Source organism: Sphingobium sp. CFD-2 (assembly GCF_024611135.1).
GTDB classification, from domain to species: domain Bacteria; phylum Pseudomonadota; class Alphaproteobacteria; order Sphingomonadales; family Sphingomonadaceae; genus Sphingobium; species Sphingobium fuliginis.
This window is the reverse complement of sequence record NZ_CP084405.1, coordinates 1,437,513-1,453,400: the sequence shown is the minus strand read 5'-3', so window position 1 is coordinate 1,453,400 and position 15,888 is coordinate 1,437,513. Positions and strand designations below refer to the sequence as shown.

Here is a 15,888-nt window from a genome sequence, read left to right as displayed (position 1 = left end):
CATGCCCATCAATTACTGTGTTTGATCGGGCACATTAATGTTGTAACCAAGCCACTATGGAAGGCGCAGTGACTCTGCCGGCGCGGGGCCGGGCATGGAAAAGGCATTTCCCCCTTTTCCTGCGCCGCCGCCTTGCCGCGGTGGTGGAGGCGGTGACGCTTGTCCTGTTCCTGGGCATGGCGGGCATCACCTATTTCCTGCTGACGGGACAGGGGCAATCCTACACATTGCTGACCCCGCCCATCGTGGCGTTGCTGCTGGTCGCCAATCTGGTGCCGGCGATTGCGCTGCTGGTGCTGCTGGGACGGCGGGTGGCGAAGCGGCGCGCGGCCCAATCCGCCATAGGGAGCGACGGGCAGTTGCACGTCCGTCTGGTGGCGATATTCTCCATCGTCGCCAGCGTGCCCATGCTGCTGGTGGTGATCTTCGCCTCCCTGCTGTTCCAATATGGCGTGCAGTTCTGGTTTTCCGACAGTGCGCGGGGCATGCTGCAAAATGCGAGCGACCTGGCGCGGGGCTATTATGAGCAGAACCTGCGCGACGTGCGTGACGAAACCGTCACCATGGCGAGCGACCTGCGCGATTATCTGAGCCAGTCGAAAGTCTCCAGCCCGCGCTTTGCCGAAGGTTATATCTATCAGGTCGTCACGCGGAAGCTGAACCGTTCCGCGATCATCGAGATCGGCAAGGACGGCGTGGCGCGCACGGCGGCGACGGTCGATCCGGAAAGCCGGCCGGCGTCGGAGATGCTGACGCCCGATGTGGTGAAGCGACTGGAAGCAGGCGAGGATGTGGTGGTCGCCGCCAAGCCCAACCAGATCGAGGCGGTGACGCTGCTCTATCCCAACGCGAAAATCTATCTCTACGCCACCCGCGATTCCGGTTCGACGGCGTTCAGCAACGTCGAGCGGGCGCAGAAGGTGTTGTCGGATTACGACATTTTCGCCGCGCAGTCCCGCGCCTTGCAGTTGCGCTTCAACATATTGCTGTTCGTGGGATCGCTGCTGCTGGTGGGCGTGGCGGTCTATATCGCGCTGAAGGTCGCCGACTGGATGGTGCGGCCCGTGAACGAACTGGTCATGGCTGCCCGGCGGATCACGGCGGGCGACCTGTCGGCCCGCGTGACCAGCCCCCAGGCGCGGGATGAGATCGGCACATTGGCCGCCGCGTTCAACCGGATGACGCAGAGGCTGGAAGCGCAGACCGGCGCGCTGGTCGCGGCGAACAGCCAGCTCGATGAACGCCGCGCCTTCATCGAGGCGATCCTGTCGGGCGTGTCGGCCGGCGTGCTGTCGGTGGACCGCGACGGCATCATCCTGCTGCTCAACAGTTCGGCGGCCGCCATATTGGTGCGGGAGGGGGACGATCCGGTGGGCTGTCCGCTGACCGAAGTGTCGCCCGAACTGGCGGCGCTGATCGCTTCGGAGGAGGATGCGGGCATCGTCCAGATCCGCGCCCATGGCGACGTGCGGACGCTGGCGGTCAAGGTTTCGGAGGATGCGTCGCGCCACATCCTGACCTTCGACGACATCACGCAGCAGCTTTCCGACCAGCGGCGGGCGGCATGGTCCGACGTGGCGCGGCGGATCGCGCATGAGATCAAGAACCCGCTGACCCCGATCCAGCTTGCGGCCGAACGGCTGCAACGCCGCTATGCCGAGGAGGTGACGAGCGACAAGGCCACCTTTACGCGCCTGACGGGCACCATCGTGCGGCAGGTGGGCGACCTGCGGCGGATCGTCGACGAATTCTCCTCCTTCGCGCGCATGCCCAAGCCGGTGTTCCGGCGCGAGCGGATCGACGACATCGCCCGCCACGCGCTGTTCCTGCACGAAGTCGCCCATCCCGATATTCGCTTCGAATATCATTCCATGGATGGCGATGCGGAAATGGTCTGCGACCGCCGGCAATTGGGCCAGGCGCTCACCAACATCGTCAAGAACGCCGTCGAGGCGATCGAGCCCAAGCCCGCCGCGGATGGCGACCATTGGCGCGGGCAGGTGTCCATGACGGTGGAGCATGACGGCGGCAACCTGCTGATCGCGGTGCAGGACAATGGCATCGGCCTGCCGCCGGAACGCGAACGCATATTGGAGCCTTATATGACCACCCGGACCAAGGGCACGGGCCTGGGCCTCGCCATCGTGAAGAAGATTGTCGAGGAGCATATGGGCGAAATCCGCTTCGACGACGCCGATGGCGGGGGCGCGCGCGTGACGTTGCGCTTCCCGGTGGCGGCGCTCGAGAAATTGGAAGAGGGGCAGGTCATCGCCTTGCCCCATGGAAAAACGACTGGAAAAGTGACAGCCAATGGCGCTTGATATTCTGATAGTCGACGATGAGGAGGACATTCGCGATCTGGTCGCGGGCGTCCTGGAGGATGAGGGCTTCACCACCCGCACCGCCGCCAATAGCGACAGCGCGATCGAGGCGCTGGACGCCCGGCGGCCTTCGCTGGTGTTGCTGGACGTGTGGTTGCAGGGATCGAAGCTGGACGGGCTGGAACTGCTGGACGAGATCAAGCGGCGGGATGCGACCATTCCGGTGCTCATGATCTCCGGCCATGGCAATATCGATACCGCCGTCGCCGCCATCCGGAAGGGAGCGGCGGACTTCATCGAAAAGCCGTTCGAGGCGGACCGGCTGCTGCATCTGGTGTCCCGCGCGACGGAGACGGAGCGGCTGCGGCGCGAAAATCAGGTGCTGCGCGCCCGTTTCGGGCAGGATGACGAACTGACCGGCACTTCGGCGGCGATCAATGCCGTTCGCGCCACGATCAAGAAGGTGGCGGGGACGGGCAGCCGGGTGCTGATTTCCGGGCCGGCGGGCGTCGGCAAGGAAGTCGCCGCGCGCATGCTGCATAGCTGGAGCGGGCGGGCGGACGCGCCCTTCATCATCGTCGCCGCCGCGCGGATGGACCCGGATCGTGTCGAGGAAGAGCTGTTCGGCGTCGAGGACCCGAGCGGGCTGGTGCGTCCCGGCTATCTGGAGCAGGCGCATGGCGGCACGCTCTACCTCGACGAAATCGCGGACATGCCGCTTACGACGCAGGCGAAGATCCTGCGCGTGCTGACGGATCAGAGCTTCACCCGCGTCGGCGGGCAGCGGCAGGTAAAGGTGGATGTCCGCGTCATTTCCTCGACCGCGCTCAACCTGGCGACGGAGATCGAGGAGCGGCGTTTCCGCGAGGACCTCTTCTATCGGCTCAACGTCGTGCCCCTCATCATCCCGCCGCTGGCCGAGCGCCGGGATGACATTCCACCGCTGGTCGAACATTATCTCGCCCGTTTCGCGGCGGAGCGCCGGGTGCCGCCGCCGGAGATCGCCAGCGACGCCATGGCCGCCTTGCAGGCCAATGAATGGCCGGGCAACGTCCGTCAGCTTCGCAACGTCATCGAGCGGACGATGATCCTGGCGCCGGGCGAGCGGATCGGGCGGATCGAACTGGACATGCTGCCGGCCGAACTGACGAGCAACGGCGGTTCGGAGGGGATGGGGCAGTCAGCGATCATGGGCGCGCCGCTCCGCGAGGCGCGGGAAAGCTTTGAGCGGGAATATCTGCGCATCCAGATCCGCCGCTTTTCGGGCAATATTTCCCGTACCGCCACCTTCATCGGCATGGAACGTTCGGCCCTGCACCGGAAGTTGAAGCTGCTGGGAATTACGGATGGCAAGGATGGTTGAGGTAAACTGAACGATCTTCAGCCAAACAGGGCATGGACGGCCCTTCGCAATTGCGGTAGGCTTGCCTCGCTTCCGACAGGCGGGGGCGGGCAAGACACTCTGCTTAAGGGTGCGAGAGCGGGTAACGTCCCGCCAATAAAGGACTGGTGAAGACCATGGCCGACAAAGTGAACAACCTTCAAGACATCTTCCTGAACAGCCTGCGCAAGAGCAAGACGCCCGTGACCATGTTCCTGGTCAAGGGTGTGAAGCTGCAGGGCATCATCACCTGGTTCGACAATTTTTCCGTGCTGCTGCGGCGGGACGGGCAGTCGCAGCTGGTGTACAAGCATGCGATTTCGACCGTCATGCCCGCGCAATCCATGGATCTGACCGAATTGCGGAAGGCCAGCGACGGCAATGGCAAGTCGAAGCTGCTCCAGGAAATCTTCCTGAGCGCGGTGCGCAAGTCCGGCAGCCCGGTGACGATGTTCCTGGTGAACGGCGTCATGTTGCAGGGCGAAATCGCCGCCTTCGACCTCTTCTGCATGCTGCTGGAGCGGGACGGCATGGTCCAGCTCGTCTACAAGCATGCGATTTCCACCGTGCAGCCGCTGCACGCGCTGGACCTCACCGGCGAGGGTGAGGGCGAGGATTGAACGCTTTTTCTTGTCCTCGCCCGGTTTCCGATGAAGCCGGCGGGGGCCGGAAGCGTTAAGCCACCATGGCTGTCTTCAACCGAGATTCCGATGACGAGGTGTCGCGCGGCGCGCGCGCCATTGTCGTGCGCGCCGATGTCCATGGTCCGGAACGTCGCGACAGCGATGCGCGGCTGGAGGAGGCGAGGGGCCTTGCCCTTGCCATCGGCATCGACGTGCGCGCGGCGCAGGCCTTTCGCGTGCGCGACCGCAAGCCCGCAACCCTGTTCGGCAGCGGTCAGGTGGACCAGATCGCGACGCTGGCGCGGGCCGAAGAGGCGGAACTGGTCATCGTCGACAATGCGCTCAGCCCCGTGCAGCAGAGCAATCTGGAAAAGGCGACCGAAACCAAGGTCATCGACCGGACCGGCCTGATCCTGGAGATATTCGGTGAGCGCGCCGCGACCAATGAGGGGCGCCTGCAGGTCGAACTGGCGCATCTGGATTACCAGGCCGGGCGGCTGGTGCGAAGCTGGACCCACCTTGAGCGGCAGCGCGGCGGCTTCGGTTTCCTGGGCGGTCCGGGCGAAACGCAGATCGAGGCTGACCGGCGGATGATCCGCGACCGGATGGCGAAGATCAGGCGGGAGCTGGATCAGGTGACGAAGACGCGCGGCCTGCACCGGGCGCGGCGGCAGCGGGCCCCCTGGCCGGTGATCGCGCTGGTGGGCTATACCAATGCGGGCAAGTCCACGCTGTTCAACCGGCTGACCGGGGCTGACGTCATGGCGGAGGATTTGCTGTTCGCGACGCTCGATCCCACGATGCGGCAGATCGCCTTGCCGGGACTGGACAAGGCCATTCTTTCCGACACCGTCGGGTTCGTTTCGGACCTGCCGACGCAGTTGATCGCGGCGTTCCGCGCGACGTTGGAGGAAGTGCTGTCGGCCGATCTGATCGTCCACGTCCGCGACATAGCGCATCCAGACAGCGACGCCCAGCGCGACGACGTCATGGATGTGCTGGGCGAGCTTGGCGTCGCGGGGGAAGGGGCTCTGGAGGGGGGCGAGGGCGATGAACCGCCGCCGATCATCGAAGCGTGGAACAAGCTGGACCTGCTGGACGAAGATGCGGCGACGCTGGCGCGGGAGACGGCGGTGCGGCGGAACGATGTGGTGATCCTGTCCGCCCTGACCGGCGAGGGTGTCGATGACCTCCAGCGCGCGATCAGCACCCGGTTGACCGCCGGGGCGCAGGTCCATCACCTGCATGTGCCGCTGGCGGACGGTGCGGGGATGGCGTGGCTGCACGAACATGGCGAGGTGATCGGCAGCAGGGCGGAGGCCGAGGATATGCTGGTGGATGTCCGGCTGTCCGATTCCGCGCTGGCGCGGTTCCTCAAGCGCCGAGGAAATTAACCTTACTGGACGAAATGCTGGAACCGGGTTCCGGCCTGTCCAGTACCATGTCGCCTTATCAAGCCTGTCGTAACTGCCGCTTCGCCTGTTGCCACAGACCTTCTTTCTCATCGAGCGGAAGCGCGGGAAAGTCCTCGCCGGCCAGTCCCTCCATGATGCGGAAACGCTTGTCGAACTTGCCATTGGCGGCGCGCAGGGCGACTTCCGGATCGACTTTCAGATGACGGGCGAGGTTGACCACGGCAAAGAGAAGGTCGCCCACTTCCTCCTCCCGTTCGGCCTGGGTAGTCGCCGCCTGCACCTCGTCCAGTTCTTCTTCGATCTTGTCGATGACGCCGCCGATGTCGGGCCAGTCGAACCCCGTGCGGGCTGCGCGTTTCTGAAGCTTTTCGGCGCGGAGCAGGGCGGGCAGCGCAATGGCGACTCCCGCCAGCGCGCTTGGATCGGGTTCCTTCTCGGCGCGCTCGGCGGCCTTGATGGCTTCCCATTGGGCATGGCCATCCGTGCGTCCGGTTCCTTCGCCAAAGACGTGGGGATGACGGCGGATCATCTTTTCCGTGATGCCGTCGATGACCTCCTGCAATGTGAAATGGCCGGCCTGTTCCGCCATACGGCTATGGAAGGCGACCTGCAGCAGCAGATCGCCAAGTTCGTCCCGCAGGGCCGCCATATCGTCGCGCTCTATGGCGTCGGCGACTTCATAGGCTTCCTCGATCGTATAGGGCGCGATGCTGGCGAAGTCCTGTTCGACATCCCAGGGGCAACCGGTGTCGGGATCGCGCAGCCGTGCCATGACTTTGGCGAGCGGCATGATGTCGGCGGGACTCGCCTTGCTGTTGGATGACATGCAGGACTCTGGATCAAATGGGTGGGATTGGGAGGATGATAGGGTGCCGGATGGGCCAAGGCCAGCTTCCGGCAATGAATATCTTAGTTCGATAATAAGGATTATGTTAAATATGTGATGATCCTCGCTTCCTCAATCTTCCACTATCCGGCTATGCTGCCGCGTATCGGGCATGCGGATATAGACGATCAGGGAGATGCCGATCATCACCGTCACATAGATGTAGAATGCCTGTTCGTCGCCGATCTGCTTGAACCAGAGAGCGACGAATTCCGCGGTGCCGCCGAACAAGGTGTTGGCCAGCGCATAAGGCAAAGCCACTCCCAATGCGCGGATATGGGCGGGAAACAATTCCGCCTTCACCACCGCGTTGATCGAAGTGTAGCCGGTCACGATCACCAGGCCGGCCATTACGAGCAGCCCCGCCGCCCACGGGTCCTTGGTGACGGCCAGCGTCGCGAAGATGGGATAGGTGCACAGGACGCCGAGCAGGCCGAAGCCGATCATCAGCGGCTTGCGCCCGATGCGGTCGGAAAGCGCCCCCGCGACAGGCTGAAGCAGCATGAAAAGAAAAAGCGTTATGCCATTGATTTGCGACGCTATTTCCCGACTGAGGCCGCTGGTGTTGACCAGGAATTTCTGCATGTAGATGGAATAGGCGTAAAAGGCGATCGTGCCGCCTGCCGTCAGCAGCATCACCGTCAGCGTCTCGCGCGGATGCCGGGTCACGAGTTCCATGAATCCGGATTTGGGGGCGCCCTCCGCCCTGGCCACGGCAAAGCTCTGGGTTTCGGCCAGGCCGCGCCGCAGCCAGAAGACGATGATCGCCAGCGCTCCGCCGATCAGGAACGGAATGCGCCAGCCCCAGGCATCCAGTTCGGCCTCGGTCAGCATGGCCTGGAGCGCCAGCAGGACGCAGATGGCGACAAGTTGCCCCGCGATCAGGGTCACATATTGGAAGCTGGAGAAAAAGCCGCGGCGGTTGCGCCCCGCCATTTCGGACAGATAGGTCGCGCTGGCGCCATATTCGCCGCCGATCGACAGTCCCTGCATCAGGCGCGCAAGCACCAGCAGCAAGGGCGCGGCCACCCCGACGCTATCATAGGAGGGCGTGACGGCGATCAGCAAGGAGCCGGCGCACATCAGGGCCACGGACAGCGTCAGGCCGCTTTTCCGGCCATGGCGATCGGCATAGACGCCCATCAGCCAGGCGCCGATGGGTCGCATCAGAAAGCCCACGGCGAAAATCCCCGCGGCACTCAGCAATTGCGCCGTGCGGTCCTCGCTCGGGAAGAAATGCTGGGCGAAATAGAGGGTGAAGGCGGAATAGGCATACCAGTCATACCATTCGACCAGATTGCCGGTGGAGCCGCCGATGATGGCCTTCAGGCGCTGACGCTGATCGGGTGCTGCGGTCGATGACGTCATGGGGTCAGCACCATCTCTCCATTTTGCACGGACCAGCTTTTCAGGCGCGACAGCATGTTCATGCCGATCACATTGACCTCTCCGAAAGCCGGGGAAACGACGATGTCGAGATCGCTGGCCCGGATCGGGCCGACCACCAGCGTGGCGATGGTCGAGCGCTTGGCGTCGATCTTGCCGTTGGCGGTCATCATGCTGACGCCGGGCGCGTTCAGGTCGAAGTTCAGGCCGGAACCGCGGGCCGCCTCCACTGACAGGGCGGTGACGCTGGCGCCGCTGTCGATCAGAAAGCGCGTCGGGTTCCCGTTGACCATTCCCTCCACCCAATAATGACCGTCGGGCGCGACCGGGATTCGCAAGGCCTGTCCCTCCACATGCGCGGACGGCAAGGCCGCCGGCGCGGCATTGGTCGACGCGGCATTGGTCGACAATGGAGGGGATTCGTCCCCGGCCCCATATAAGCGGCTGGAAAACAGACCGGACTTCTCGCCAGCCTTGAACAGCCCGAGGAGGACGGCGAAGATGACGATCCAGAGCATGGCCATGCGCATGAGCCCGCCCATCGGGGCGCGCCGGGCAATCAGGGCCGACCCGACCAGGACAAGCGCCAGCACATACCAGAGACTGGACATTGCCTGATCGCCATCCATCCCCTGCCCCGCCCCCTATGTCGCGCCCAGTTCGGCCACCAGCCCGTCATAGCCCGGTTCGACGCCTTCGGGGAGTGTCCGGCGGAGCGTCGCATAATCCATGCTCTGGTCCATATGGATCAATATGGCACGGCGGGGCCTTACGGCCTGAACGGCATCCAGGGTAAGCGCCAGATGCGCGTGCGTCGGATGCGGCTTTTCCCGCAGGGCATCGACAACCCAGATGTCCAGCCCATCGTACAGCGCCAGCATGTCGACCGTTATGTCATGAAAATCAGTGGCATAGCCAATGGAATGACCATCATGCGTGAAGCGGAAGCCGGTGGAGAATATCTCGCCATGGGGCTGATCCGTGCAGGCGATGCCGATGTCCCCGATGCGCAGGCCGTCCGGCAGCGCATGGGGTTCGATCGTCGGATGATAACCGTGACGCCCTTCGAAGGCATAGCCGAAGCGTTCACGGAGCAGGCGGAGCGTCTGGGGGCGTGCATAGCCGGGCACGGGCGTGCCGCGATGATGGTAAAGCTGACGGACGTCGTCCAGGCCGTGGCTGTGGTCGGCATGGTCATGCGTCCACAATATGGCGTCGATCTGCACGACATCGGCCGCCAGCAACTGGGTGCGCATATCCGGTGATGTGTCGATCAGCAGCCGGGTCGTGGGGCTTTCGATCAGGATCGATGCCCGGGTGCGGCGGTTCTTCGGCTCCTGCGGGTCGCATGCGCCCCAGTCATTGCCGATCCGGGGAACGCCCGAAGAGGTGCCGCTGCCCAGGATGGTGAGCTTGAGGCTCATGCCGCCTTGCTGAACAGCTTGCGGAAATTGGCTGACGTCGCCTCGGCCAGCTGCTCGACACTCTCGCCCCGCAAATTCGCCAGGAAACGGGCAGTGTCCGCCACGAACGCCGGTTCGCAGGGCTTGCCGCGATGGGGAACCGGCGCGAGGAACGGGGAGTCAGTCTCGATCAGCAGGCTTTCGAGCGGCAGGCGCGCGGCCGTTTCCTGCAAATCCCTGGCGTTCCTGAAGGTCACGATACCCGAAATGCTGATAAGGAAACCCAGTTCCATCGCCGCATCGGCAAAGGCGCCGCTGGCGGTGAAGCAGTGTATGACCCCGCCATAGGCGCCCTTCCCCATTTCATCGCGCATGATCGCGAGCGTGTCTTCCTCCGCATCGCGGGTGTGGACGATCAGCGGCAGGCCGGTTCCGCGGGAGGCGGCGATGTGGGCGCGGAAGCTGCGTTGCTGCCGCTCGCGGTCGCTATGGTCGTAATAATAATCGAGGCCGGTCTCGCCTATGCCGACGATACGCGGGTGGGAAGCGCGTTCGACGAGCTTCGCCGTATCGACATGCGGATGCTCGTCTGCCTCATGCGGATGGATGCCGACGGTTGCCCAGACATCGGGTTCGCGCAACGCGGTGTCCAGCACATCGTCCCACTCGCTTTCCCGCGTGGCGATGTTGAGCATCAGGCCGACGCCGGCGCCACGCGCCCGTTCGAGCACATTCTGCTGATCCTCGATCAACCCTTTGTAATTCAAGTGGCAATGGCTGTCGATGAACATGTCCTTATGCCTCTTCGACGGGCAGTTCGAGCCGCGGGAAAAGCGGCTTGGGCGGGCTCAAGGTAAAGCCCGACGCGCGCAGTTGCGCATACCAGTCAGTGGCGATGGCGGCATAGCTGCGGCCATCCTCGGCTACCCCCATCTGCTGGAGCAGGGCGGAGGCGCTTGCCGGGATGACCGGCTGGACGATGATGGCGAGATCGGCGATGGCTTCGTAGAGGGTGGCGAGCACGGCCTCCATCCGGGCGGGATCTGTCTTGCGGAGCGTCCAGGGCGCCTGCGCGTCGATATAGGCGTTACAGGCAAAGACCGCACGCATCCAGGCTTCGATGGCGGTCGATGGCGCAAGGTCGGCCATGGCGCCCTGGAAAGTCCGGGCCGCTTCTCCCACGGTTGCAAGAAGATCGCGGTCGACATCCTGCGCCGCCGGTTCCGGCAGACGGCCTTCGAGATTCTTGGCGATGAAGCTCAGCGTCCGCTGGGCGAGATTGCCGAAACTATTGGCGAGGTCGCTGTTCGAACGGGCGACGATCGCCTCCGCGCTGTAGCTGCCGTCATTGCCGAAGGTGACTTCCGACAGCAGGAAATAGCGAAGCTGGTCCACGCCGAAGCCCTCCGCCAGTTCCATCGGATCGGCCACATTGCCGAGCGACTTCGACATCTTCTCCCCCCGGTTGAGGAGGAAGCCGTGGCCGAACACCTGCTTGGGCAAAGGCAGCTTCGCGCTCATCAGGAAGGCCGGCCAGTAAACGGTATGAAAACGCACGATATCCTTGCCGATGATATGCGTGATGTCGCCTCCTTCCGACCAGTAACGGGCCATGCGTTCGGCATCGTCGGGATAGCCGCAGCCGGTGATGTAATTGGTGAGCGCGTCCACCCACACATACATGACATGGCCGTCGCTGCCCGGCACCTTCACGCCCCAGTCGAAGCTGGTGCGCGACACGCTGAGGTCGGACAGTCCGCCTTCGACGAAGCGCATGATCTCATTGCGGCGGCTGTCGGGCTGGATGAAATCAGGCTGGCTCGCGTAGAGGTCCAGCAGCTTCTGCTGATAGGCCGACAGGCGGAAGAACCAGCTTTCCTCCACCGTCCATTCCACCGGCGTGCCCTGGGGCGAGAGCTTCTGCCCGCCCTCCCCTTCGGTCAGTTCCTTTTCGTCGTAAAAGGCTTCGTCGCGCACCGAATACCAGCCTTCATACCGGCCGAGATAGAGGTCGCCATTGGCCTCCATCGCCTGCCAGATCGCCTGGCTGGCGCGATGGTGATCCGGCTCGCTGGTGCGGATGAAACGATCATAGCTGATATTCAGACCGTCGTTCATAGCCCTGAAATATCCGGACATTTCATCGGCAAGCGCGCGTGGCTCCATGTTCCGGCCGCGGGCGGTCTGGGCCATTTTAAGGCCATGTTCGTCCGTGCCGGTCTGGAAGAAGACGTCGCGGCCCATCATCCGCTGGAAACGGGCGATCGCATCGGTGGCGATCACTTCATAGGCGTGGCCGATATGCGGGCGGCCATTGGGGTAGCTGATGGCGGTCGTGATGGTATAGGGCTTGGACATGGGCCTTCCCTAGCGGGTGTTAGCCCTTGCGCAAAGCCGCTTTTCAGCGGGCAAGGGCCGCAACATGCCCCGCCAGTTCGAAAACCACCGCCCCCGGTTCGAGCGACAGGATGATGGCTCCGCCTGCAAGCTGACGGGCGGCTTCCCAATGGTCCAGCGCCTTGCCGAGATCGTCCCCCTGCCGCTGGCGCGCCGCCGCCGCGATGAAGGCCGGGGCACGCTCCAGAAAGGCCTCATAACGGGGCCGTGCGCTTTTTGATGAAAGCATCTTGGCCAGGATCAGCCGATGGCGATTGCCGGGGTCGCCGTCGGCGGCGATCGCCGCCAGCGAATGCTCGATGTCCGCTATGTTGAGGCCGGCATAGCGCAATGCCTTGCCGGGAGACCCCTCGCCTGCGCGGACCAGCGCCGTCAGTTCGTCCGCAGACAGGCCTGCGTCCGCCTTGTAGAGGATGCTCCGCATGGCATCCTCACCCAAGCTGTCGAAGCGCAGGGTGCGGCAGCGGGAGCGGATGGTCGGCAGCAGGCGGCCGGGCGCATGGCTGACCAGCAGGAACAGCATGTCGGCCGGCGGCTCTTCCAGATTCTTGAGCAGCGCATTGGCCGCGCCGCGCTCCAGATCGTCGGCGCTGTCGATGACGACGATCCGCCGCGAGGACATGGAGGGAGCCGACTGGATCAGGCGCTGCAGGCCCCGGACCTGATCGACCGTGATGTTGCGCGCGGTGCCGCTTTCCCTTTCCAGGCAGAAAAGCTCCGCATAGTCGGGGTGGGCGTCGGCCTCGAACAGACGACGGATCGGGTGGTCGTGCGGCACGTCCAGCCCGTCGGCCGCGATGGCCGGGCCCGCTGCCTCCGCCAGCAGGCGCAGCGCCATGGCGCGGGCGAAGCTTGCCTTGCCGATGCCGCGTGGGCCGGCCAATATCCAGCCATGGTGCAGGCGGCCGCTTCGCGCCGCGCCGATCAGGGTGCGGGCCTGCCCGTCATGGCCGAGCAGCGGCGTCATGGCAGCAGGTCCTGCAAGGCATGCAGCAGCCTTGCCGTCACGGCTTCGGCTTCGCCAGAGGCATCGACGGTCAGGAAGCGCGCCGGTTCCTGCTGCGCGAACCGATGGAAGGCCGTCGAGACGGCCCGGTGAAAGTCCCGGTCACGCCCACCGATCCTGTCCGCAGCATCCCCATCGCGGGATTGGGCGCGAGCGCTCGCCTCCTCCTCCGCCAGGGTGAGGAAGAGCGTCCGGTCGGGCAGGAAACCGTCGCTGCCGATCCGGTGAAGCGCCAATATGTCCGCGTCGGTCAGCGAACCCATGCCCTGATAGGCGCGGCTGCTGTCCAGGAAGCGGTCGGAAAGCACCCATGCGCCGCGCTCCAGCGCCGGGCGGATCGTCTTTTCGACATGATCGGCACGGGCAGCGGCGAACAGCAGCGCTTCGGCGCGAGGGCTCCAGCGGTCCGCGCCACCGGTCAGCAGGAGGGCCCGAATGGCCTCCGCCCCTTCGCTGCCGCCGGGTTCGCGGGTTTCCACCACTTCCAGGCCGCGCGCGCGCAGGGCCGCGGCAAGCGCGCTCAACTGGGTCGACTTGCCCGCGCCCTCCCCGCCTTCCAGAGAGATGAAGCGCCCCCCTGTCGTCCGGGCGTCGGTCACCCGAAGAACGACTTCAGCCCGTTCCACAGGCGGCCGAAAATGCCGGCTTCGGAGACATCCTCGCCGGCGACCAGCGGCAGGATCTGCGGCGGGGTATCGGGGGTCGAGACGATCAGTTGCGCGATCCTCTGCCCCTTGGCGATGGGCGCCTTGATCGGGCCGGTATAGGCGACCTTGACCGAGATGTTGGACGATGCGGCGCGAGGCAGGGTCACGGCCATGTCCTGCGGCGCCACCAGCGGCACGCTGGTCGCGCTGCCAAGCTGCACTTCGGCGGTCTCGACGGTCTGGCCCTTCTTGAACAGCGGCTGCGCCTTCCATGCGCGGAAGCCCCAGTCCATGAAGCGCACGGATTCAGCAATCCGCTGATTGAAGCTGGTCAGGCCCGCGACGACCATGACCAGACGACGCCCCTCCTGCTCGGCCGATCCGGTGAAGCCGAAACCCGCTTCCTGGGTATGCCCGGTCTTGAGCCCGTCGGCCCCGGCCACCTTGCCCAATATGGGATTGCGGTTGCCCTGCTCGATGTCCGCGCCGCCCATCGTCTTGCCCCAGGTGAAGCTGCGCGTGGCGTAGAATTTCTTGTAGAGGTTGGGCGTTTCCTCGATCGTCGCTTCGGCCAGCGTCGCCAGGTCGGCGGCGGTGACATAGGTGACGCCTTCGTCCGGCCAGCCATTGCTGGTGCCGAAATTGCTGTTCTTGAGGCCCAGACGCTTCGCCTCCTGATTCATCAGCGCGACGAAGGCCTGCTCGGTCCCGGCAATGCCCTCCGCCAGCACGACGCAGGCGTCATTGCCGGAAAGGGTGACGATGCCGTGCAGCAGATTTTCCACCGACACCTGCTCGCCCGGCGACAGGAACATGGTCGAACCGGCCTGCGGGCCATGCCATTGCTGCCAGGTTTCCGGGCGGACGGTAAATTTCTGGTCGAGCTTCAGGTCGCCCTTCTGGATCAGGCGGAAGGCGACATGGGCCGTCATCATCTTCGCCATGGAGGCAGGCGGCATCCGCGTGTCGCCACCCTTGTTATAGAGCACCGCGCCTGACGACAGGTCCTTCATATAGGCGATCGGCGCTTCGCTGCTATAGGGCGGCGCGGCGGCGGTCAGCGGCGTGGAGAGCAACCCGACGAACAGGAGGGCGGCGATGGACTTCTTCATGCAGGATTGCCTTCGGACTGGTGGATTCTTCGAGTGCCTAGCGCATTCATTAGCCATGGCAGGACCAATAGCAAAGCGCTCTATTGCTTCACCGCGTCGGCGAGCAGGCCGACCGACAATGCGTAGAAATTCGAACAATTATAGTCGAGGATCGCCCGGTAGTTGCTGGTGAGCAGATAAGCCGTCTTGCCCGGCCCATCGGGTTCCAGCAGCGTCGCCATCACCCGGTCGGCGGGCCAGCCGCCGCCGCTGGGCACGATCCCCATGCGCCGCCATTCGGCCATGCTGAGCCAGCGGCTGTGGCGATTGAACACGCGCGGGCAGCGGGCGGGGCTGGTGCGGGCGGCAAGGCCGGAGCGGTCGAGACCGGCGGGAACGGACACCGCAATGCCCCACGGCTGGCCCCGGCGCCATCCGGCATGGACGAAATAATTGGCGATGGAGGCGAGCGCATCGGCTTCGCTGTTCCAGATGTCGACCCTTCCGTCGCCGTCGCCGTCCTTGCCCAACCGCAGATAGACGCTGGGCAGGAACTGGGGATAACCGGTCGCGCCCGCCCAACTGCCCACCAGGCGGCTGCGCGGCACGCCATTGTCCAGCATCTTGAGCGTCGCCAGCAGTTCCGGTTCGAACAATGTCCGGCGGCGCCCCTCATAGGAAAGGGTCGCGAGTGAGCGGATCAGGTCGAAATCGCCGGTATAGGCGCCGTAATTTGTCTCATGGCCGTAAATGGCGACCATGACCTCCTCCGGCACGCCGGTCTCCGCCTCGATCCGGGCGAGCCGGGCGCGGTTGGCGAGATAGGCCGTGCGGCCCCGGCCGATGCGCGCCGCGTCGACATGCTGGCGGCGATATGGCTCGAAATTGGGAATGGGGGCGTAGGCGCCGCCGCCAGGCTGGTTCTGGTCGAGCTGAACCACGCGGGGATTGGGGGTCAGGCCCGGGAAAACGCTGTCCAGGGTCGTATCCCGGATGCCCATGGTCCGCGCCTTCGGGCGGAGGGATTCCAGATAGGCGCGAAAGGCGACATCCTCCTGCGCGCTGACGCTGTCCGCCGTCAGACCGCCCGCCATGACGGCGGCGAGCCCCAGCAACAGCGACATGATCGACGAACGCATTGAAGAATCTCCTTAAGCCCTTTTGTTGCACAGGGATGGCGTGGCGTGAATCCCCTTAATGGCGCACGGCGCCATTCGGGCGATGAAACCGCCTTCCCGCCATTTTTACGCTTGGCAAGGCCGCCGGGTTCGCTAGAGCGGGTTTCGATCTGACTGAATCGGATCGCTGCGCTGTTTTCCGCGATTTCCCGAC

At 64.5% G+C, this 15,888-nt stretch carries 14 protein-coding genes; 4 read left to right on the top strand and 10 right to left on the bottom strand.

The window, feature by feature from the left end; all coding sequences use genetic code 11:
* Positions 1-56: 56 nt before the first annotated feature.
* From LDB29_RS07015 to hflX, 4 genes are all read left to right on the top strand, one after another.
* Positions 57-2,321: a HAMP domain-containing histidine kinase gene (locus LDB29_RS07015; protein WP_025548923.1), complete on the top strand. Its 2,265-nt coding sequence runs from the start codon at positions 57-59 to the stop codon at positions 2,319-2,321.
* Positions 2,311-3,684, top strand: a complete 1,374-nt coding sequence (locus LDB29_RS07010) for a sigma-54 dependent transcriptional regulator (protein WP_044662332.1) — start codon at positions 2,311-2,313, stop codon at positions 3,682-3,684. Before LDB29_RS07015 ends, LDB29_RS07010 begins: the two co-directional genes overlap by 11 nt.
* A gap of 155 nt (positions 3,685-3,839) precedes the next feature.
* Positions 3,840-4,322, top strand: coding sequence for an RNA chaperone Hfq (gene hfq / locus LDB29_RS07005; RefSeq protein ID WP_025548924.1), 483 nt, complete (start codon positions 3,840-3,842; stop codon positions 4,320-4,322).
* A 65-nt stretch (positions 4,323-4,387) separates the two neighbouring features.
* Positions 4,388-5,719, top strand: a complete 1,332-nt coding sequence (gene hflX, locus LDB29_RS07000) for a GTPase HflX (protein ID WP_025548926.1) — start codon at positions 4,388-4,390, stop codon at positions 5,717-5,719.
* A 58-nt stretch (positions 5,720-5,777) separates the two neighbouring features.
* Here the strand turns inward: hflX and mazG are convergent, their stop codons facing one another.
* The 10 genes from mazG to LDB29_RS06950 all read right to left on the bottom strand — a co-directional run bounded on the left by mazG (position 5,778) and on the right by LDB29_RS06950 (position 15,695).
* Positions 5,778-6,566, bottom strand: coding sequence for a nucleoside triphosphate pyrophosphohydrolase (mazG, locus tag LDB29_RS06995; protein ID WP_025548927.1), 789 nt, complete (start codon positions 6,564-6,566; stop codon positions 5,778-5,780).
* A 132-nt stretch (positions 6,567-6,698) separates the two neighbouring features.
* Positions 6,699-7,994: an MFS transporter gene (locus tag LDB29_RS06990; protein ID WP_025548929.1), complete on the bottom strand. Its 1,296-nt coding sequence runs from the start codon at positions 7,992-7,994 to the stop codon at positions 6,699-6,701.
* Positions 7,991-8,641, bottom strand: a complete 651-nt coding sequence (locus LDB29_RS06985) for a TIGR02281 family clan AA aspartic protease (RefSeq protein ID WP_025548930.1) — start codon at positions 8,639-8,641, stop codon at positions 7,991-7,993. Before LDB29_RS06985 ends, LDB29_RS06990 begins: the two co-directional genes overlap by 4 nt.
* A 15-nt stretch (positions 8,642-8,656) precedes the next feature.
* Positions 8,657-9,436 carry an MBL fold metallo-hydrolase gene (locus LDB29_RS06980; RefSeq protein ID WP_025548931.1) on the bottom strand — a complete coding sequence of 260 codons (780 nt, stop codon included), beginning with the start codon at positions 9,434-9,436 and terminating at the stop codon, positions 8,657-8,659.
* The gene (locus LDB29_RS06975) at positions 9,433-10,206 is read right to left on the bottom strand and encodes a TatD family hydrolase (protein WP_025548933.1); all 774 of its coding nucleotides are present in this window, start codon (positions 10,204-10,206) and stop codon (positions 9,433-9,435) included. Before LDB29_RS06975 ends, LDB29_RS06980 begins: the two co-directional genes overlap by 4 nt.
* Positions 10,207-10,210: 4 nt before the next feature.
* Positions 10,211-11,773, bottom strand: a complete 1,563-nt coding sequence (metG, locus tag LDB29_RS06970; RefSeq protein ID WP_025548934.1) for a methionine--tRNA ligase — start codon at positions 11,771-11,773, stop codon at positions 10,211-10,213.
* A 43-nt stretch (positions 11,774-11,816) separates the two neighbouring features.
* On the bottom strand, positions 11,817-12,779 hold the full coding sequence (locus tag LDB29_RS06965; RefSeq protein WP_025548936.1) for an AAA family ATPase: 963 nt from the start codon (positions 12,777-12,779) through the stop codon (positions 11,817-11,819).
* Positions 12,776-13,417: a dTMP kinase gene (gene tmk / locus LDB29_RS06960; RefSeq protein WP_025548937.1), complete on the bottom strand. Its 642-nt coding sequence runs from the start codon at positions 13,415-13,417 to the stop codon at positions 12,776-12,778. The genes LDB29_RS06965 and tmk overlap by 4 nt, the downstream gene beginning before the upstream one ends.
* A complete protein-coding gene (locus tag LDB29_RS06955; protein WP_025548938.1) occupies positions 13,414-14,577 on the bottom strand; it encodes a D-alanyl-D-alanine carboxypeptidase family protein in 1,164 nt (387 codons plus the stop codon). The genes tmk and LDB29_RS06955 overlap by 4 nt, the downstream gene beginning before the upstream one ends.
* Before the next feature lie 80 nt (positions 14,578-14,657).
* Complete coding sequence (locus LDB29_RS06950; protein WP_025548940.1) at positions 14,658-15,695, bottom strand: lytic transglycosylase domain-containing protein; 1,038 nt, start codon at positions 15,693-15,695, stop codon at positions 14,658-14,660.
* Between the last annotated feature and the right edge of the window lie 193 nt (positions 15,696-15,888).